Origin of the sequence: Desulfovibrio sp. Huiquan2017, assembly GCF_017351175.1 — a bacterium.
In the GTDB taxonomy this organism is placed as follows: Bacteria; Desulfobacterota; Desulfovibrionia; order Desulfovibrionales; family Desulfovibrionaceae; genus Pseudodesulfovibrio.
Map to the genome: position 1 here is coordinate 105,960 of NZ_JAFMPN010000004.1, position 18,220 is coordinate 124,179.

The 18,220-nt window shown below is 64.3% G+C and carries 18 protein-coding genes; 7 read left to right on the plus strand and 11 right to left on the minus strand.

Features of this window, described 5'->3' with window-relative positions:
* Positions 1-35: 35 nt before the first annotated feature.
* Positions 36-320 (minus strand): integration host factor subunit alpha, encoded by a 285-nt coding sequence (locus J0909_RS04240; protein WP_207260803.1) that lies wholly within the window; start codon positions 318-320, stop codon positions 36-38.
* 30 nt (positions 321-350) lie between these two features.
* Positions 351-776: an HIT family protein gene (locus tag J0909_RS04245; protein WP_207260805.1), complete on the minus strand. Its 426-nt coding sequence runs from the start codon at positions 774-776 to the stop codon at positions 351-353.
* A gap of 454 nt (positions 777-1,230) precedes the next feature.
* On the opposite strand from J0909_RS04245, the gene J0909_RS04250 reads away from it, so the two are divergent.
* From J0909_RS04250 to J0909_RS04260, 3 genes are read left to right on the plus strand one after another with little or no spacing between them, the layout of a single operon-like run.
* Positions 1,231-2,157: an ACP S-malonyltransferase gene (locus J0909_RS04250; protein ID WP_207260807.1), complete on the plus strand. Its 927-nt coding sequence runs from the start codon at positions 1,231-1,233 to the stop codon at positions 2,155-2,157.
* 4 nt (positions 2,158-2,161) lie between these two features.
* Positions 2,162-2,989, plus strand: coding sequence for a shikimate dehydrogenase (gene aroE / locus J0909_RS04255; RefSeq protein WP_207260808.1), 828 nt, complete (start codon positions 2,162-2,164; stop codon positions 2,987-2,989).
* Between the two features lie 5 nt (positions 2,990-2,994).
* Entirely contained in the window at positions 2,995-3,636 is a 642-nt protein-coding gene (locus J0909_RS04260; RefSeq protein WP_207260809.1) for a peptidylprolyl isomerase, read from the plus strand.
* A 12-nt stretch (positions 3,637-3,648) separates the two neighbouring features.
* Here the strand turns inward: J0909_RS04260 and J0909_RS04265 are convergent, their stop codons facing one another.
* Positions 3,649-4,515 carry an HDOD domain-containing protein gene (locus J0909_RS04265; protein WP_207260810.1) on the minus strand — a complete coding sequence of 289 codons (867 nt, stop codon included), beginning with the start codon at positions 4,513-4,515 and terminating at the stop codon, positions 3,649-3,651.
* Complete coding sequence (locus tag J0909_RS04270) at positions 4,512-4,991, minus strand: chemotaxis protein CheD (protein ID WP_207260811.1); 480 nt, start codon at positions 4,989-4,991, stop codon at positions 4,512-4,514. Before J0909_RS04270 ends, J0909_RS04265 begins: the two co-directional genes overlap by 4 nt.
* A gap of 87 nt (positions 4,992-5,078) precedes the next feature.
* Between J0909_RS04270 and J0909_RS04275 the strand changes: the two genes are divergently transcribed.
* Both J0909_RS04275 and J0909_RS04280 read left to right on the plus strand, forming a co-directional pair.
* On the plus strand, positions 5,079-5,816 hold the full coding sequence (locus J0909_RS04275; RefSeq protein WP_207260812.1) for a metallophosphoesterase family protein: 738 nt from the start codon (positions 5,079-5,081) through the stop codon (positions 5,814-5,816).
* 165 nt (positions 5,817-5,981) lie between these two features.
* Positions 5,982-7,763: an N-acetylmuramoyl-L-alanine amidase gene (locus J0909_RS04280; protein ID WP_207260813.1), complete on the plus strand. Its 1,782-nt coding sequence runs from the start codon at positions 5,982-5,984 to the stop codon at positions 7,761-7,763.
* Between the two features lie 108 nt (positions 7,764-7,871).
* On the opposite strand, the gene J0909_RS04285 is transcribed toward J0909_RS04280, so the two are convergent.
* Together J0909_RS04285 and J0909_RS04290 are read right to left on the minus strand one after the other, a co-directional pair.
* Positions 7,872-8,642 carry a tetratricopeptide repeat protein gene (locus J0909_RS04285; RefSeq protein WP_207260815.1) on the minus strand — a complete coding sequence of 257 codons (771 nt, stop codon included), beginning with the start codon at positions 8,640-8,642 and terminating at the stop codon, positions 7,872-7,874.
* A gap of 110 nt (positions 8,643-8,752) precedes the next feature.
* Complete coding sequence (locus J0909_RS04290) at positions 8,753-11,617, minus strand: DEAD/DEAH box helicase (protein WP_502757427.1); 2,865 nt, start codon at positions 11,615-11,617, stop codon at positions 8,753-8,755.
* A gap of 148 nt (positions 11,618-11,765) precedes the next feature.
* Between J0909_RS04290 and J0909_RS04295 the strand changes: the two genes are divergently transcribed.
* The gene (locus J0909_RS04295) at positions 11,766-12,365 is read left to right on the plus strand and encodes an HD-GYP domain-containing protein (RefSeq protein ID WP_207260817.1); all 600 of its coding nucleotides are present in this window, start codon (positions 11,766-11,768) and stop codon (positions 12,363-12,365) included.
* Positions 12,366-12,500: 135 nt separating this feature from the next.
* Here the strand turns inward: J0909_RS04295 and hisG are convergent, their stop codons facing one another.
* The 3 genes from hisG to J0909_RS04310 all read right to left on the minus strand — a co-directional run bounded on the left by hisG (position 12,501) and on the right by J0909_RS04310 (position 15,012).
* Positions 12,501-13,379 (minus strand): ATP phosphoribosyltransferase, encoded by an 879-nt coding sequence (hisG, locus tag J0909_RS04300; RefSeq protein WP_207260818.1) that lies wholly within the window; start codon positions 13,377-13,379, stop codon positions 12,501-12,503.
* Positions 13,376-13,753, minus strand: coding sequence for a phosphoribosyl-AMP cyclohydrolase (gene hisI / locus J0909_RS04305; protein WP_353616734.1), 378 nt, complete (start codon positions 13,751-13,753; stop codon positions 13,376-13,378). Before hisI ends, hisG begins: the two co-directional genes overlap by 4 nt.
* A 149-nt stretch (positions 13,754-13,902) precedes the next feature.
* Complete coding sequence (locus J0909_RS04310) at positions 13,903-15,012, minus strand: PrsW family intramembrane metalloprotease (protein WP_207260819.1); 1,110 nt, start codon at positions 15,010-15,012, stop codon at positions 13,903-13,905.
* A 168-nt stretch (positions 15,013-15,180) separates the two neighbouring features.
* On the opposite strand from J0909_RS04310, the gene J0909_RS04315 reads away from it, so the two are divergent.
* Positions 15,181-16,344 (plus strand): DegT/DnrJ/EryC1/StrS family aminotransferase, encoded by a 1,164-nt coding sequence (locus tag J0909_RS04315; protein ID WP_207260820.1) that lies wholly within the window; start codon positions 15,181-15,183, stop codon positions 16,342-16,344.
* 58 nt (positions 16,345-16,402) lie between these two features.
* Here J0909_RS04315 and J0909_RS04320 read toward each other — a convergent pair whose 3' ends face one another.
* Positions 16,403-16,849, minus strand: a complete 447-nt coding sequence (locus J0909_RS04320) for a VOC family protein (RefSeq protein WP_207260821.1) — start codon at positions 16,847-16,849, stop codon at positions 16,403-16,405.
* 130 nt (positions 16,850-16,979) lie between these two features.
* On the minus strand, positions 16,980-18,161 hold the full coding sequence (locus J0909_RS04325) for a GGDEF domain-containing protein (protein ID WP_207260822.1): 1,182 nt from the start codon (positions 18,159-18,161) through the stop codon (positions 16,980-16,982).
* Positions 18,162-18,220: the final 59 nt, after the last annotated feature.

Genomic DNA, 18,220 nt, shown 5'->3' on the forward strand with positions numbered 1-18,220 from the left:
CCGGGCATCGCTCGGCCTTTTTTTACGCCCCCGGCCTAGGGATTCAGTTCGGCGCGGAACTTGCGGGACAGCCGGAAGACGACCACCTTGCGCGGAGGCAGGGTAATGGTCTGGGTCGTCTGGGGGTTGCGGCCCTTGCGGGCGCGCTTGTCGTAAGCCTCGAACTTGCCGAAACCGGAGATCAACAGGGCATGGTCTTTTTTGATGGACCGCTTCATGATCTCCAGGATGGTCTCCACCAGGTCCTTGATCTCGGCGCGATTCTTGTCGGTGCGTTCGTAGATGTAATCCACGATTCCGGCTTTGGTGAGAGTGCTCATCGATTGCCTCCAAAAAAGGTTATCAATAACTTACTTCAGCAATCCCGCGATGGTGGCCGCGAGTTTCTGCATTTCGTCCGGGGTCTCGTAGGACGACTGGCCCCACAGTTTCAGGCCGTCGTCGGCAAACCTCGGAATGAGATGAAAATGCGCGTGGTGAACCAGTTGCCCGGCCGCCTCGAAGTTGTTCTGCATGAGGTTGAGCCCATCCGCGCCCGTGGCTTCCATGATCGCGCCGCCCACGGCGGACAGGGCCTGGAAGAGGTCGTTGCCGAGCGCGGTCGGAATGTCCATGAGCGTGGGATGATGGTCTTTGGGCAGCACCAGGGCATGGCCCGGATGCACGGGCGCGATATCCAGGAAGGCCAGGACCGTGTCCGATTCAAAGATTTTGGCGCAGGGGATTTCCCCGGCCACGATCTTGCAGAAAATACACTCGGAATCCACAATAGCCATTCGTCTTTTTCCTCCGTCGGAACTGAACCCCAAGCGTTTCAAGCGCATGGAATCCACGGTCGCGCGATGAGAGTTTTTGACCGTTACCCGCATTCATACAAGGGATATCCAGTTAAATCAAGTCTGTTCGTCCACTTTCCCGAAAAAGCCCGCGTGGCAAGGGTTGCGACGAAGTCTAGATATAATCTGAAAAATCGGACAGTTGACGGACGGGCACCAATTGAAACCGCTGTTTGCCTTATTTTGGAAACAATTTAAATGCGTTGTGCGTCCCATTGAGAGCGGGCGCCGCCCGCCGGGCAACGGAGGGCTCCCCGGGGGGCCCGGGCCGCCGAAACGGCGGACGTTGCGCACGCTTGACGCGGACTTCCGCCGCACGGTATCCCGGAGCCACCGAAAATCGACACCACCGCGCGGGCCGGAGACCGTCCCGCGCATTCCCAAGGAGATATCCATGACCAAGACCGGCATTCTCTTCCCCGGACAGGGGTCCCAGGAACAGGGCATGGGCCGCGACGCTGCCGAAGCCAGTCCCGCCGCCCTGGACCTCTGGAAACTCGCCGAACGCGAGTCCGGCCTGGCCCTGCGTGAAATATACTGGGACGGCGACCCGGCAGACATGGCCGACACCCGCGCCCTGCAACCCGCCCTGACCGTGGTCAACCTGACCCTGTGGCTGGCCGTGAAGGACAAGCTCTCCCCCGCAGCCGCGGCCGGGCATTCCCTGGGCGAATTCGCCGCCCTGGGCGCGGCCGGAATCCTTGACGTGGAGGACTGCATCCGGGCCGTGACTCTGCGCGGGCGGCTCATGGCCGACTGCGGCGGCGAAGGCCACGGCATGGCCGCCGTGGTCAAGCTCCCCCAGGACCAGGTCGAGGCCATTGTGGCCCAGGCCGTGCAACAGTCCGGCAAGGAACTGCGTATCGCCAATTACAACACCCCGGCCCAATTCGTCGTCTCCGGCGAGGCCGAGGCGCTGGACGCGGCCGAGACGCTGGTCAAGGAGGCCAAGGGACGGGCCATCCGCCTGGCCGTGTCCGGGGCGTTCCACTCCCCGCTCATGCGGGAGGCCGCCGACGAGTTTTCCGCCTTCCTCGAAACCCTTTCCTGGAAGGCTCCGGCCTTTCCGGTCTTCCACAACGCCACGGCCCTGCCCGAGCCCGAACCTGCGGCCGTCATGGATGTGATGCGGCGCCAGATGACCTCCTCGGTCCTGTGGGTCCAGACCATGCAGGCCCTGTGGGCCGTCGGCGTGCGCAAATTCGTGGAAATCGGCCCCAAGGGCGTGCTTTTCAAGATGCTCAAGGCCAACCTCGGCTCCGAGGAGGAACCGTGGACCGGCCTGAACGTGGGCGGCCTCGCCCAGGCCGAGGAACTTTAGGACCGTGCCCCGCGCCTACGGCATCATCGGCTGGCCCCTCGGGCACACCCTGTCCCCGGCCCTGCACAATTGGGGATTCGGGGGACTGGGGCTGGACGCGCGCTACGAGGCCTGGCCGCTCAAGCCCGACGGCCTGCCTGCGTTCATGGAGCGCGTGCGCACCGAGCCCATCCACGGCCTGTCCGTGACCATCCCGCACAAGCGGGCGGTCATGGCCCACCTGGACACGATCTCGGACCGGGCCCGAGCCATCGGCGCGGTCAATACCGTATATTGGGACGGCGACCGGCTGTGCGGCGAGAACACCGACGTCATCGGCGTGATCGCCCCCCTGCGCGGGGTGGATCCCCTGCCGCGCTCGGCCGTGGTCCTCGGCGCGGGCGGCGCGGCGCGGGCAGCCGTGGCCGGATTCCTGGAACTCGGTATCCCCCGCGTGGCCGTGGCCAACCGCACCCGGGCCAAGGCCGAAGCCCTGGCCGCCGACTTCGGCGTGGAGTGCTTGGACTGGGACACGCGTACGGATTTTCCGTGGGAACTGGTCTGCAACGCCACGCCGCTCGGCATGTCCGGCGACCTGGCCGGAGAGACCCCGTGGAACGCGGACCGCTTCGCCGAAGGCGCAGTGGCCTACGACATCGTATACAATCCGCTTGAAACCCGCTTCCTGGCCGAAGCCGGGGCCGCCGGGTGCCGCACCGTTTCCGGCCTGGAAATGTTCCTGCACCAGGGGCTGGCCCAATTCCGGCTGTGGACCGGACGGGAAATGGACGAGGCCGGGGCGCGACGACTGCTTCTCACGGCCCTGACAACGCAAAAAAACGAAAAAGGATGATTGTCATGACACGCATACGCTTCTGGTTCGCACCGCTTTTCCTGACCTGTTCCCTGATCCTGGCCCTGTCCGCCCGGCCTGCCCAGGCCGGGCCCAACCCGGTAGTGATCATGGAGACCTCCATGGGCCGGATCATGATCATGCTCTATCCCGAGGACGCGCCCAAGACCGTGGAGAACTTCCTGAAATACGTGGATGCCGGTTTCTACAACGAGACGGTCTTCCATCGGGTTGTCCGGGCCAAGGACAGCCAGGGCATGAACGTGGTCCAGGGCGGCGGCTACACCTTCCCGGTCCAGTACAAGCGCCCGCTCTTCCCGCCCATCGTCAACGAATCGGCCTCCGGCCTGCAGAACGTCAAGGGCACCGTGGCCATGGCCCGGGCCGACTCGCCGGATTCCGCCACCTGTGAATTCTTCTTCAACGTCACGGACAACCCGTCCCTGAACTTCAGCCAGTCCGCCTCGCAAATCGGCGCGGGTTCCTACACGCAGAGCGTCAGCGCCGGATATTGCGCTTTCGGCAAGGTAATCCGGGGCATGGACGTGGTCGAAAAGATCAGCCAGGTCAAGACCGCCAGGGCGAACCGCATGGAAGACGTCCCGGTCACCCCGGTGTTCATCAAGAAGGCCTACCGCGCCCGCTAAAAGGGAACAGCGCTACAGATTGCAGAAATCGTCGGCGCACTCGAGAAAGAGATCCCACAGGGACCGCAGCTCGACCACCACGTTGGCCGCGACCGTGTCCAGGATCTGGGACGTGATGCCCAACTGCTCGACCACCCGGGACGAGACCTCGTAGTTGAGGCCGTCCGCACCGAGGCCCAGGCCGATCATTTTGGCCAGGACGTTGCCCACATGGACCAGGTCCAGGACCGCGTCCCGGCCGTCGTATCCGTCCGGCCGCAGGTGATGGCGGACCACCCGGGTCAGAGGCTCGGGCAGCCCCCAGCGTTCGAGCACGATGGAACCCAGCTCGGCGTGGGTGATGCCGAGGACCGCTTCCTCGGCCCCGTCGAAGGCCATGCCCTCGTCAAAGACCAGGCGCAGGATCTCGCGCAGGTCCACCTGCACGTAGGCGCCGAGCAGGAGTTTCCCGATGCCGGACAGCAGCCCGGCGGTGTAGACGTACCCGGGCACGTCCACCATGAGGATCCGGGCCAACTCCCGCGAGGCTATGGCCACAGTGGTGGAATGTTGCAAAAATTGGCTCGGGGCCTGATCGTAGCCCGCGATGACATGGACATAGTACGGGGCCACGCCCGTGGAGATGAAGAAACGCAGGACCTCGGACGACTGAAGGGCATTGAGGGCACTCCGCACGGTCAGCATCGGCCCGTCCGTCAGGCTCGAGGCGTTGACCACCTTGAGCAGGTTGGCGGTCAGGCCGGGGTCGTATTCGATGATCCGGGCCAGGCGGGCGAAATCCATTTCTGCGCCATCCAACAAGGACGCTGCCTTGTGAACGCAGGTCGGCATGGCCACGACTTTTTCGCAGGCCGCCAGGATTTCGTCTCGTCGGCTCATAGGTCGCTCTCCTTTCCCAATGACCGTACTACCACACGACCGGTATCCAGGTACAGGAAGAGTGTGCGCGGGATGGTTCCGCCCACGTCCTTGGCCTCCAGCCGACGATTATTGTGATCCAGAAGCTTCATGAGCGCTTTGAAATTGCGGACCCCCGTGTCGAAGATGCGGTCCTTGCGCATGTTTGCCCCACCCGCCGCCTTGAAGACCAGCCGGCTCTTGTCCGCTCCGAGATCCACCAGCCGGCGCACGGTCATGGCCACTCCGGTGTTGACGAACATGAACGGATTGGCGCGCGCCTTTTCCCGGGCCGCGACGGCCGAGGGCAGAAGACAGTGGACCATGCCGCCTATACGCGCTTTGGGATCATAGACCGTGACCCCGAGACAAGAGCCCAGAGAATACGTGACGATGACGTCTCCGGGATTGGTGGACAGCTTCATGTCCGAGATGCCGACGACCAGCGTTTTGCTCATGGTCAGGCCTCTTATATTGAGGAGACCGCAGAGTAAAGCATATCCTGTCCTCTTGTTTCCGGGCGTTTTTTCCGCCACAATCCGGGCATGATCGATACGACGCCCCTGGCCGTCCTGGCCGACATCCACGGCAATGCGGCCGCGCTGAAGGCCGTCCTGGCTCACGCCCGGGCACACGGTCTGATCCGATTCGTCAATCTCGGCGACACGTTCTATGGCCCGCTGGACCCGGCCGGGACCTGGGCCGAACTCGAAAAAACGCCCATGCCCGCCGTGCTCGGCAACCAGGACCGCATCCTTCTGGAGGATGCCCCCTCGCCCGCCTCGGCCGCCGTGCGCGAAGCCCTGGGGCCAGCGGCCCTCGACTGGCTCCGCACCCTGCCCAAAACCCTGCGCCTCGAGCCGGATATCCTGCTCTGCCACGGCACCCCCGGCAACGACGCGGCCTACCTGCTGGAGGACGTGTCCACGGGCCTGCCCGCCCCGCGGGACCCGGACGCGATCCTGGCCGACCTCCAGCCCTGGGCCGAAGGATGCTCTCTGGTTCTGGCCGGACACAGCCACCACGCCGGGCTGGCCCGTGTCAACGGCGTCACCCTGGTCAATCCGGGCAGTGTGGGATTGCCCGCCTACGAAGACGACGATCCGCCCCACGTCATGGCCTGCGGCTCGCCCCGGGCGGCCTACGCCGTGCTCTCCCGCACCGACGAGGGCTGGGACGCCCGGTTCGTCGAAGTGGACTACGACTGGAGGTCCGCAGCCGGGCTGGCCCGGCTGAACGGGCGCGAGGATTGGGCGCGCTGGCTGTCCACGGGCCTGCCCTAGGCCGCTTCCGAGACCCAAACGAGTCCTATCCGAAGACCTTTCCCCTTTTTCTCTGGACTTTTTTTAGAATATTCTGAAAAATACGGGCTTAATGAACCTGCCGGACATGCGCCTGCGGGAAGGCGATGCCGGGCGGGCCAGACCCGAGCCACGGTCCCATATGTCATGAAGCCGTTTCACGCCGCGAACATACGCCCGCTGACTGCCCTGGTGCTTTGCACCCTGGTGGCTCTTGTTCTGTGGGCTTCCCCCGCACGCGCCGTTTCCGCCAAATCCTACTTCACCGTGGGACACTCCGAATTTCACGCCCTGGTCAAGAACGCACGCAAGGCCAAATACCGTTCCAACTGGCAGAAGGTGGAGAAGACCTTTTCCAACTGCCTCAAAGCCGCGCCCAACGGCCCTTACGCGCCCAAGGCCCTGTATTACATAGGGCGGGTCTACGAGGAACTGGGCGCGCGCAGCGGGCTCAAATCCGACTTCCGCCGGGCCGTGGACTACTACGGCCGGGTCCTGAGCCGATATCCCCGCCACGGCTGGGCCGACGATTGTCTCTTCCGGCGGGCCGATGTCTACGCCAAGCGGCTCAAGGAAACCACCGCCGCCCGGCTGGATCTGGCCTCCATCATCGTGGACTATCCGCGCTCGGACATGCGCGACAAGGCCGAGGTCGCCCTGAAGCAACTGGGCAAGTACCAGTGGGCGATCGACAAGGTCTCGGGCAGGGCAGGCTCGGCTAAGCAGGCCGACAAGACTCCGGTCAGGCAACAACCCACGTCCTCGGCGCACAAGGATCCTTCCGGGCTGGCCCATCTCGACGTGGTCCGGTTCACTTCCAGCGATGAATACACCCGCGTGGTCCTGGAACTCGACGCCCAAGTCAAATACCGTTACCAGATGCTCGGCCCCAATCCGGCCGTGAACCGCCCGCACCGGCTGTACATAGATCTCCAGGACTCCCGGTTGGGCCACGATGTGACCGCCGCGACCACCGTGTCTGACGGCATCCTGCGCTCCATCCGTACCGGCCAGTACTCCAAGGACACCACCCGCGTGGTCCTCGATTTCCTGAACATGCAGGACTACAAGATATTTCCCCTGCAAAACCCCTACCGCATCGTCATCGACGTGTACTCGCCCGACGGCAAGTCGCCCGCTCCGGCCGTGGCCAAGGCCGCCCCCGCGCACAAGACTCCGGCCAATTCCGACTACCGCCCGCCCAAGGGCAGCAAGCAGATGGCCGGAAGCCTACTCGAACAGCTCGGGCTGACCGTGCGGACGATCATGATCGACGCCGGACACGGCGGCAAGGACCCGGGGGCCATGGCCAACGGGCTGCGCGAAAAGGACATCAACCTCCGATTCGCCAAGCTCCTGGGCGGCAAGCTCAAGCGCAAGGGGTTCCAGATCATTTACACCCGGGACACGGACGTATTCATTCCGCTGGAGAAACGCACGGCCATGGCCAACGCCCAGAAGGCGGACCTGTTCCTGTCCATCCACTGCAACGCCAACCACAGCAGCAAGGTACACGGGCTGGAGACCTACAGCCTGAACCTGGCCAAGACCGACGCGGCCGTGCGCATCGCGGCCCGCGAGAACGCCGTGGACCCGCGCGCCATCTCGGACCTTCAGTTCATCCTGACCGACCTGATGGTCAACTCCAAGATCAAGGAGTCCCGCGACTTGGCCAGTGACGTGCAGACCAACACCATCAAGCGGGTGCGCAAGGCCTACCCCCTGAAGAACAAGGGCACCCGCGAGGCACCCTTCTACGTGCTCATGGGCGCGAAGATGCCCTCGGTCCTGGTGGAGATCGGCTACATCACGAACAAGACCGAGGCCGCCAGGCTGCGTTCGGACAAGTACCTCGACCACCTGGCCAACGGCATCGTGGACGGCATCCTGGCGTACAAGAGCCAGATCGAACGCTACGCCATGAACTAGACGGCCTCGGGCCGCCGCATCCGTGCGCGTCCCGGAAGGGACCGAGTCTCCCGCGCCGTTCGGGCCATGCCGCGCCGCCCCTCCTTGGGGCGCCCCGACAAATGGCCGCTACCGCGCGCCACTCTTGATTTCAAGCCAGACATTCGCGCGATGCGCGGCCTCGTCCATTTCCTCTTTGGTCATGTATTCGACGATTTGATGAAGGCGCTTCTCGGCCTGGGGATGGCCCTTGGTCCCGGCAATGGCGAACCACTTGCAGGCTTCGACCACGTCCGGCGGTTGGCCCACGCCCCGGAGGAGCAGTTCGCCCAGATTCACCTGGGCCTCGGTGAACCCCTGGTCCGCAGCGCGTTCGAGCCAGAGGTAGCTCTCGGGAATGTTCTGGGGGACCAGGCTGCCGGTCAGCAGGAGAACGGCCAGGTTGAACTGGCTCCGGGCATCGCCGGACTCGGCGGCCTTGCGGGTCCAGCGCAGAAATTCCGCGGCGTTGCGCTTGACCCCGGCCCCCTGGCCGTAGGCGTAGGCCATGTAGGCCTGGGCCTGGGTCTGGCCCTTGTCGGCGGCGGCCCGAAGCAGGGCAAGCCCCTTGGCCGGGTCGCGCTCCACCCCGACGCCCGCCAGATGGAAACGCCCGAGGATGTTCATGGCGTCCGCGTCGCCCTGGTCAACGGCCCGTTGCAGCCAGCGGGCGGCCATGTCCGGGTCGTGCTTGCCGAAGTCGCCCTCGAAATACATGCGCGCCAAGGCGACCTGAGCCGCCGGGTCTCCGGACCGGGCCGCGACCTTGAGAGCATGCGCCACCTCGGGCAATGCCGAATACTGGACTCCGGCCAGAAGCAGGACTGCGAAAAACAGAAACCGGACCGTCTCCTTGATCATACACTCCCCCCTTGTTGCTCGTATACAGGACCGCCATATCCGCCCTAATACGGAACCGCGCGGGATGTCAAAAAAAGGGGGCGGGGAATCGGCGACGGGAGGAGCGGGGCCTACCAGTCGATGGGCAGCCGGACCTTTTGCCCGGCCTTGTTGGTGAAGAAGACGTGACCGTGTTCGCGGCCGAACAGGTACACGTCCCGGGTTACGGCCACGTCCTGGCGGCAATACTCGGTGATCAGGTCCAGGCGTCCTTCCTTCCACCACTTGAGGGCCATGAGCCCGTCGGCGGACTTGCCCGCGCCCAGCGTGGCCGAAGCGATGTTGTCGAGCTTGACCCGGTAGCCCAGCCGGTTGTTGACTTCCACCAAAAGATCGAGGTTGGGCAAAGAGCGGAAGGGGAACGGGTGCAGCCCGCCGAGCACGGCGTAGTCGAACTTGATGTGATTAAAGCCGATGACCAGGTCGAACTCCTTGAGGCGAGCCACCAACTCGTCCATGTCGTCCTGCTCGTAGTCGAACATGGCCTCCTCGCCCGAGTCCCACAGGCAGGCGATGGACACGCCCATGCGGTCGGCGCGGTTCCAGCCGCCCACCTCGTCGGCGGAAAAACGGGTTTCGATGTCCAGAACGCCGTATCGCTTGGGCGCGGGCCGCTTGGTGTCGATGCCGGGAAGTGTGTTCACGTCGATATCCTTGGGGATTATGGATTGGGGGTCGCCCGAGCGGATGGCCTCCAGCACGAACAGGGCGGCCCGCTTGTCGATGGGCCGGTTGCCCGAGCCGCACTTGGGCGAATGCACGCAGGACGGACAGCCCAGTTCGCACGGGCAATCCCGGATGGTCCGCAACGTGGTCTCGATGAGTTCGTCGGCACGCTCGAAGGCCTGGCGGGTCAGCCCCGCGCCGCCGGGCATGCCGTCGTAGATGAACACCGCCGGACCGTCCACCTGGGGGTGCATGGGCGTGGAGATGCCGCCCAGGTCGTTGCGGTCGGCCATGACCAGGAGTGGAAGCATGCCGATGGCCGCGTGCTCGAAGGCATGGATACCGCCCATGAAATGCAGAAATTCCTCCTCGCACCGCCGCCGGATGTCGTGGCCGATCTCAAACCAGATGGCCTCGGTCTCGAAGACCTGGGGCGGCAGGTCCAGCGGGTTGATGCCGAGCAGCTTGCCGCCGCGGACAGAGCGCTTCTCGTAGCCGGTGATCATATCCGTAACTTTGACCCGCCCGAAATAGACGCGCGTGCCGAAGCTCGCCTTCTGTCCAAGGACCTCCAGGATCTCCGTATCCTTGGAGCCGCGCGGCCGGGTATAATAGCCCACCCGCCGGGCCTCGGCATGCACCGCGTTGGTGGCCAGATCCAGGTCCCGGATCACGAAGGTCCGGCCCCGGTGCAGGTAGACGGCGCCCGGATGGGTTTCGCGGAACGCCCGGTACTGGTCTATGGTCCCGATGACGGGCGCCTTGTCTCCGGACAGGGAATTGTCCTCGATGTGCATCTGGCGGCCCGCGCCGCGCAGGTCCACGTCCCGGTGCGGTCGCTTGCGCGGAGTGACGATCTCCACAGGGTGGCCCGGCAAATCGGGTTCCACCTCAAAAAGCTGTCCGGCCTCCACCAGTTGCTCCACCCGACGGGCCACCGGCTCCTCGGCCAGAAACGACTCGCCCCGGCGCAGGGTAAGTTCGGCGGCTGCGCAGATCAGGTGGCGGTCCATGGTCACCGGATTGAACGGGTTGAGCATGGCCGACTCGGGCGGGCGGGCGAAGAAATCGTCCGGGTTGCGCATGAAATACTGGTCCAGGGCGTCCTCCTGGGCGATGAGCGCCACGGCCGAGTCCCGTCGGCTGCGCCCCACGCGGCCGCCCCGCTGCAACGTGGCCATGATCGAACCCGGGTAGCCGACCATGATGCAGACGTCCAGTCCGCCGATGTCGATGCCCAGCTCCAAGGCCGAGGTGGAGATGACCGCGAGCAGTTCGCCGTCGGCCATGCGCGCCTCGATCTCGCGCCGCTCCTCGGGCAGGAACCCGGCCCGGTAGGCGGATATCCGGCTTTTGAACTCCCCGCTTTTCTCGGCCGCCCAGAGGGAAATGAGTTCGGTCATCTTGCGCGACTGGCAATAGACGATGGTCCGCAAGCCGCGCGCCAGCGCCGCCCTGAGCAGGGTGATGGCCGCCATGGACGGGCTCGCGTCCGGATTGATGAAAATCATGTGCCGTCCGCCATGGGCGGCGCCGGACTCCAGAATGGGGTGGACGTCGAGCCCGGTCAGCATCCGGCACAGCTCGGCCGGGTTGCCGATGGTCGCCGAACAGAAGACGAAGGTAGGATTGGCCCCGTAGTAGCGGCACAGCCGCATGAGCCGACGGAAGACCATGGCCATGTGCCCGCCCATGACGCCGCGGTAGGTATGCACCTCGTCCACCACGATATGCGTCAGCCCGGACAGGAACTCGGCCCAGCCCGCATGGTGCGGGAGCATGGACAGATGGACCATCTCCGGGTTGGACAGAATCACGTTGGGCGGCGCGTTGCGGATCTTCTTGCGAAAGTGCGGCGAGGTGTCGCCGTCGTAGATGGCCGCCGTGGGCCTGCGGTCCTCATGCCCTTCCAGGGGCAAAAGCGCGGCCAGTTCGTTGAACCCCTTCAATTGGTCCTGGGCCAGAGCCTTGAGCGGAAACAGGTACAGCGCCTTGGACTCGGGATCGGCCAGGATCTGTTCCATGACCGGCAGATTGTAGGTCAGGGTCTTGCCGCTGGCCGTGGGCGTGGCCACGACCACATGCCGCCCCGCGCGGATATAGTCCACGGCCTCGGCCTGGTGGGCGTACAGCCGGTCGATGCCGAGCAGCGACAGCGCGCTTCGCAGGACGGCGGGCCACGGACGGCGCGGTTCGCCGAAACGGGCGTCCGCACCCTCGACGATGCGATGGTGGGCAATCTGATGGGCCATGCGCTCTGAATCGAGCATGGCCGAGACGTATTCGAGAACGGGGCTTTCCACGCCTGAATCCTACTGCGAGGGGCCGGGCGAGGCAAGCCGCGAAATATAATTGCCCCGTTCCGCCCGACGGTTACATACTTGCCCGGCAAACAACCGTTTCAGCCTGGAGTTCACCATGCCACCCGAAAACTGCTCTCCCGATGTTCTCGCAAGCCTGATCGAGATAGCCCGCACCGCCGAAGCCCGCGGCCAGACCACCGCCTTTCACTCCGAAAAAGTCGCCCGCGTCGCCCATGGCATAGCCAAGGCCCTGGACCGGCCCAAGAACATCCTCGCGCGACTGCTCTTGACCGGCAGGCTGCACAACATCGGCCTGGTCGGCACCCGGGACTCGATCCTGCTCAAAACCACCCGGCTCACTCCCGGAGAATTCAAACACGTCCAGGACCACACCCGGGTGGGCGCGGCCCTGCTCGCTCCCATACCCCAACTGGCCGACGTGGCCGAGGTCTGCCTGTCCCACCACGAACGGTGGGACGGCTCGGGTTATCCCGACGGCTTGGCCGGAGAGGCGATCCCGCGCCTCGCCCGGCTCATCGCCGTGGCCGACACCTACTGCGCCATGATCTCCGAACGCCCCTACCGCGACTCCCTGCCCCGGCCAGTGGCCGCCGAGATCATCACCGAGGAACGCGGAACGCGGCTTTGCCCCGAATGCGTGGACGGTTTCCTTACCTGGTTCAGGAAAACCGACGGCCGCATCGACCTGTTCTAGACGACCGAGGCGCGATCGGCGTGATGCGGCAGGGCAACCCGGCCAGGCAAGTCCCCGCCATGCGCCAAACCGCAAAAAAGGGCCGGAGGGAGCGTCGCTCCCTCCGGCCCATCTTTTCGGAAACAGGGCGGCCGACTAGATGACCTTGTTCAACGGATACTCGATGATGCCCTCGGCGCCGAACCCGACAAGCCGGGGGATCAGTTCGCGGACGATCTTCTCCTCGACCATGACTTCCACGGACAACCAGTTGGGGTCCTGAAGCTCGGCCACGGTGGGAGAATTGAGGGACGGCAAGGTGCCGTTGAGATCCTTGAGCTTATCCTTGGGCAGGTTCATCTTGAGTCCGACCATCTTGCCGGCGCGCAACGCGCCCTGGAGGAGCAGGTTGATCTCCTCGATGAGCTGGCGCTTTTCGGGGTCGGCCCAGGCGTCCTTGTTGGCGATGATCTGGGTGTTGGTCTGCATCAGTTCGGCGATGATCCGCAGGCCGTTGGCCTTGATCGTCGTGCCGGTCTCGGTGATCTCGACGATGCCGTCGCACAGTCCCTCGACCACCTTGGCCTCGGTGGTTCCCCAGGAAAAGGACACATCCACGTGGATGCCCATGGACTCGAAGTACTCCTTGGTGAAGCCCATGAGCTCGGTGGAGATCTTCTTGCCTTCCAGGTCCTCGGGCCGCTTGTACGGGGAGTCGCCGCGCACGCAGAGCACCCAGCGGGCCTTGCGGTTGGAGACCTTGGAATAGATCAGGTCGTCAACCACGACCACGTCGGACTTGTTCTCGCGGATCCAGTCCATGCCGGTCAGGCCCACGTCGAAAGTGCCGTTCTCGACGTACATGGACATTTCCTGGGCGCGGGCCAGGGAGCACTTGATGCGGTTGTCGTCGATATCCGGGAAATAGTTGCGCTCGTGCAGCTTGATCTTCCAGCCTGCCTTTTCGAACAGTTTGATGGTCGCATCCTGGAGAGAGCCCTTGGGCACGCCGAGTCGGAGAAATTGTTCACTCATTTCTTATATACCTCTTTGGGGTCGAAGACGTAGGGCGAGCATTCGCTGACCACGCCGTCCTTGAGTTCGCGGTAGAAACAGGAGCGGTAGCCCTTGTGGCAGGCCGCGCCGCCGATCTGCTCGATCAGAAGTACCAAGGTGTCGTCGTCGCAGTCAATGCGGATGGACTTCACCTTCTGCGTATGGCCCGAGGTACCGCCCTTATGCCATATCTCCTGACGGCTGCGGCTCCAGTAATGGGCCTCGCCGGTTTTGAGGGTCTTTTCCCAGGATTCTTCATTCATGTAGGCCATCATCAGGATTTCGCCGGTCTCGGCGTCCTGGGCGATGGCGGGCACAAGGCCGTTCATTTTTTCGAAATCAGGTCTGATCACTTGCGGTACCTCGTATCAGATATGTCCCCACGGCCCGGGATTGGGCCGGGGGAGGTATATAGCCAATGCCGTTCCAAAGCGCAACCCGAGGCGGTGCGGCGTCACCGGATCGTCATCCGCCGTTTCGCGCGACCAACGCCCTTCCGGCTTCAGGCGTCCCCGGCCGGGGACTTCCCGCGCCGGGTCCCCGCGGCCTCCGGCTTCGGCGAAGCACCGCACTCCCGTTCCCGCAGCCGCCGCAGTCGGAGCGGACTCAGGTTCTTGATCAGGCCGACCATGGACCGGAAGCCGAACAAGATGGAGCCGCCCAGGAAAAGGAGCGGCAGCACAGCGTTCAATCCGCCGAGGACGTCGACCTCCCCGAAGAGGGGCACGCCCAGGCTCAGGAACAGACCGAGGGCGCAGAGAACCACGAGAAGCATGTCCATGCCTGTGCGGGTGTTGCGGATGACGCAGACCACGTCGGATTGGATCACATCCTGCGCCACCTCCGCGACCACGGCGGAAACCGCGTCGGGCGAGGCCTCCGGTCGCGGAAGGGGGCCCGGTTCCTGTTCCCTGCGCATCTTGCCCGTTATCTTGGCCACATAGCCTATCTGCCACAGAACCACCGTGAGGAACAACCAATTCAGCGCGGCCGACGCCGGGGCAGCCAGCCGAACGCCCACGGCCTCGACGTGGGCGTGGACCAGCACGGGCGTGTCATAGAGGCCGTGCAGGAGTATCGGAATGAGCAGGGCCTTGGCCAACAAGCCTCGTCCGCCGCCGTCCGCAAAGGCGGCCCGGCCGACGAAATAGCCCATGATGGCCCCGTCCATGGCATGGCTCGGCACGGCCAGCACTCCCCTGGCCACGGCGAGCATGGAGTTGTCGGCGGCCATGACATAGGCCAGGTTCTCAAAGGTGGCGAACCCGACGGCCACGGTCACGCCGTAGACAATGCCGTCCATGGGTTCGTCAAAGGCGGGGAAGCGCCTGCACAGACCGTAGAGCACGGCGAATTTCAGGCACTCCTCGGGCACGGCCGCGAGCAGGAAGGCGTCCAAGGCGCCCGACAGATAGGGGTTGTCCGCCGGGAACAGGGCTTGGGCGAAGTCGAAGAGCGGGGAGAGGACGTAAAAGACCACCGGAACGAGCATCCCGAGCAGGAAGGCGACGGTGAGCGCGCCCGGCGGTTCGGGGTACTTGTCGCTGGTCAGGAACATCCACATCAGGACGACCGACGGCAGGATGGACAGGAAAAGAAGCGCGTAGTTCACAAGGCCCTCGCAACCGTCCGGCCGGCCGCGTCCATCTGGGGCCGTTCCATTGAACAGGGTGGCATCATAGAGGTCCCATAGCGGCCGGAGTCCCCACGGTCAACGTTTACCACCCGGTCTTTATCTGCTACACCTGCGCTCACCTAACCCATACAAGGAGATACGGACATGCCCGTTCGTTCCAAGGATAATTTTCTGGTTTTCGGCGCCCCCCTCATCGGCCAAGAGGAAATCGACGAAGTGGTCGATTCCATGAAATCAGGCTGGCTCGGCACGGGCCCCAAAGTGGCCCGGTTCGAGCGCGAGTTCTCCGCCTACGTGGGGGCCGCCCACGCCGCGGCCTGCAACTCCTGCACCGCCGCCCTGCACCTCTCGCTGGTGGCCCTGGGCCTTGAGCCCGGCGACGAGGTCATCACCACGCCGTTGACCTTCTGCGCTTCGGTCAACGCCATCATCCACGCCGGGGGCACGCCCGTGCTGGCCGACGTGGATCCGGTCACCCAAAACATAGACCCGGACCGCATCCGCGAGAAGATCACTCCCCGCACCAAGGCCCTCCTGCCCGTGCACTTCGCGGGCCGGTCCTGCGACATGGATCCGATCATGGCCATCGCCAACGAGCACAACCTCAAGGTGGTGGAGGACTGCGCCCACGCCATCGAGACCACCTACAAAGGCCGCCACGCAGGCACCTTCGGCGACTTCGGCTGCTTTTCCTTCTACGTGACCAAGAACGTCTGCACCGGCGAGGGCGGCATGGTCATCGCCCGCGAGGATGCGGACATCAGCGACATCAAGGTGCTCGGCCTGCACGGCATGTCCGCCGACGCCTGGAAGCGTTTTTCGGATGAGGGGTACAAGCACTACCAGGTGATCCACGCCGGATTCAAATACAACATGATGGACATCCAGGCGGCCATCGGCATCCATCAGTTGAACCGGGTGGAGGAAAATTTCAAACGGCGCTGCGAGATCTGGGACATGTACCAGGAGGCGTTCCGGACGCTGCCCGTGGGCACCCCGGCCCCGGAAGAACCCGGCACCCGCCACGCCCGGCACCTGTACACCCTGATGATCGACCCCGTGGCCTGCGGCCTGGACCGCGATCAGTTCCTGGTCCGGTTGACCAAGGAAAACATCGGCGCGGGCGTGCACTATCTGGCCGTGCCCGAGCATCCCTATTACCGGGATCGCTATGGCTGGAAACTGGAGGACACCCCCCACGCCGTGGCCCTGGGCCGCGAGACCCTGAGCCTGCCGCTGTCCGCCAAGCTGACCGATGACGACGTGGCCGACGTGATCAAGGCCGTAAACCTCTGCCTGGGGGCCTAGCACCGCACTCAAAAGGCCAAATGCCGGGCCCCCGGAGCGGTTCGTTCATCCGACGCGCCTAGTCCGTCTCCCCGTCCCTCAAAAAGGGTGTGTGGGTAACGGCGAGAAGGATGCCTTCCGGGCTGAGGAAACGTGTGACGGTCTGCCCCCAGGGCTCTTCCCGCAGGCGTATAAGAAGGTCGTACCCGTGTGCTTCCAGAATTTTTGTCGCGGATTCGATATCGGCGACATCGATCTCAAGCCACGCCTGCGGCACGGGCACGCTCTCCGGCCATTCGGGCTTGCCGAAGCAGGAGAGCGCCGCCTTATCCAGCGGCCACAACGCGAAGTGTTTCACTCCCGGGATGTCCGCCGAATACAGATAGCCCGCATACCCTTCGATCGAGGCCAGTGGCAGGCGCAGGACATCTCGAAAAAGCCCTTCGCTCTTCTCCTGGTCGGTCACAATGGGGCCGAACCCGGCGACAAACAATACATTGATGCCATCCGGCATGGTATGCGGCATATATCTCTCAGTGTTTTTTAGGGAAGTTTATTCTTTTCACGGCGCATGAACACCTTGCGCCGCCATTGAAGGCAGGCACCCTTTCCCGCTCCAATCCATGGCGGCGGCATGCGGGGGCGACCGATCGGTCCTACTCCGTCCCGGCCAGCCGGTTGCGACCGTCCGCTTTGGCCGACGTCAGGAACTGTCCGGCCCGGGCAACCATGGCCGAGGCGCTGTCCAGCCCCGTGTTGTCGGCCAATCCCATGGAGATGGTCACTTTCAGGTCGGGATGAAACTCGTCCCAGGGGTAGGCCTCCACGGCCCGGCGGATGTTTTCGCAGGCGATAGCCGCCTTGTCGCGGGTGGTATTGGTGAACAGGACGACGAACTCCTCCCCCCCATACCGGGCGACCACGTCGCTCTTGCGGGTATGCCGGGTAAACAGTTCGGCCACCTTTTCCAGGACCATGTCCCCCACCTCGCGCGAAAATTGCTCATTCAGGCCCCGGAAAAGATCCAGGTCGCCCATCACGAGGGACAAGGGCTGCTCATAGCGTTTGGCGCTCTCGAAAAACTGCCGGGCCTGCTCGTCGAAATGGCGTCGGTTGTACAATTCGGTCTGCGGGTCCAGCACGGCCAGTTCGCCCAGCTCAACCCGGCAGCGGGCCAACTCGTCGCTCATGGCGTTGTAGACCTCGGCCATCTCGGCCAGTTCGTCGTCCGTGCCCAGCTCGACGCAATGACCGCCGCCGTCCGCGGTACCGACATCCCGCACCGACTCGACCAGCCGGTGGGCCGGTCTCCCCTGCCGCCAGGCGAACGCCAGCCCCAGGAGCGCCGTCAGAACCATCGCGCATCCCGCGCCGACCGCCAACGCCATGTCGGCCGTGCCCAGGAACCGCACGTCGTCGCGCACCAGCCTCTCCTCGCCGATATGGGCCGCCAAAGCCACGACCCGCCCGTCCACGGTCACGGGCACAGCCTCGGCCAGAACCCCGCCGGGAACGATTTCTCCCGCCTTGTATGGACCGGCCGGGAACAAGAGCGCCCCCGCCTGATCCATGACCAGGAAGCGGAACGGCTGGCCCTGCCACCGCCTGGAGGCCTCCAACGGCGTCGCGAAGGTGCTGAACGGTTCGATGTGCAAAGCCCGCTCCAGGCCGCCGTGGCGGGCGGCGTAGTCCGCCAAGTCCGCACGGAAGAGTGCAAACTCCTCTTGCAGGACATATTCTTCAAAATCGCTGCGGATCAATTGTCGGGCAATGAAGACGACCGTCAGACAACTGACGAGGCCAATGAGCACATATCCCACCGTCAGTTTCGATTGCATGCGCATGTCGAGGCTCCCTGATTCAACATATCGAAAACACTATTCCAGCCATGAAATCT

What these genes read in the sequence shown, in the direction of transcription:
- J0909_RS04240 (WP_207260803.1), bottom strand. Translation starts at nt 320, where the DNA reads ATGAGCACTCTCACCAAAGCCGGAATCGTGGATTACATCTACGAACGC.
- J0909_RS04245 (WP_207260805.1), bottom strand. Translation starts at nt 776, where the DNA reads ATGGCTATTGTGGATTCCGAGTGTATTTTCTGCAAGATCGTGGCCGGG.
- J0909_RS04250 (WP_207260807.1), top strand. Translation starts at nt 1,231, where the DNA reads ATGACCAAGACCGGCATTCTCTTCCCCGGACAGGGGTCCCAGGAACAG.
- J0909_RS04260 (WP_207260809.1), top strand. Translation starts at nt 2,995, where the DNA reads ATGACACGCATACGCTTCTGGTTCGCACCGCTTTTCCTGACCTGTTCC.
- J0909_RS04265 (WP_207260810.1), bottom strand. Translation starts at nt 4,515, where the DNA reads ATGAGCCGACGAGACGAAATCCTGGCGGCCTGCGAAAAAGTCGTGGCC.
- J0909_RS04270 (WP_207260811.1), bottom strand. Translation starts at nt 4,991, where the DNA reads ATGAGCAAAACGCTGGTCGTCGGCATCTCGGACATGAAGCTGTCCACC.
- J0909_RS04275 (WP_207260812.1), top strand. Translation starts at nt 5,079, where the DNA reads ATGATCGATACGACGCCCCTGGCCGTCCTGGCCGACATCCACGGCAAT.
- J0909_RS04280 (WP_207260813.1), top strand. Translation starts at nt 5,982, where the DNA reads ATGAAGCCGTTTCACGCCGCGAACATACGCCCGCTGACTGCCCTGGTG.
- J0909_RS04285 (WP_207260815.1), bottom strand. Translation starts at nt 8,642, where the DNA reads ATGATCAAGGAGACGGTCCGGTTTCTGTTTTTCGCAGTCCTGCTTCTG.
- J0909_RS04290 (WP_502757427.1), bottom strand. Translation starts at nt 11,617, where the DNA reads ATGCTCGATTCAGAGCGCATGGCCCATCAGATTGCCCACCATCGCATC.
- J0909_RS04295 (WP_207260817.1), top strand. Translation starts at nt 11,766, where the DNA reads ATGCCACCCGAAAACTGCTCTCCCGATGTTCTCGCAAGCCTGATCGAG.
- hisG (WP_207260818.1), bottom strand. Translation starts at nt 13,379, where the DNA reads ATGAGTGAACAATTTCTCCGACTCGGCGTGCCCAAGGGCTCTCTCCAG.
- J0909_RS04315 (WP_207260820.1), top strand. Translation starts at nt 15,181, where the DNA reads ATGCCCGTTCGTTCCAAGGATAATTTTCTGGTTTTCGGCGCCCCCCTC.
- J0909_RS04320 (WP_207260821.1), bottom strand. Translation starts at nt 16,849, where the DNA reads ATGCCGCATACCATGCCGGATGGCATCAATGTATTGTTTGTCGCCGGG.
- J0909_RS04325 (WP_207260822.1), bottom strand. Translation starts at nt 18,161, where the DNA reads ATGCAATCGAAACTGACGGTGGGATATGTGCTCATTGGCCTCGTCAGT.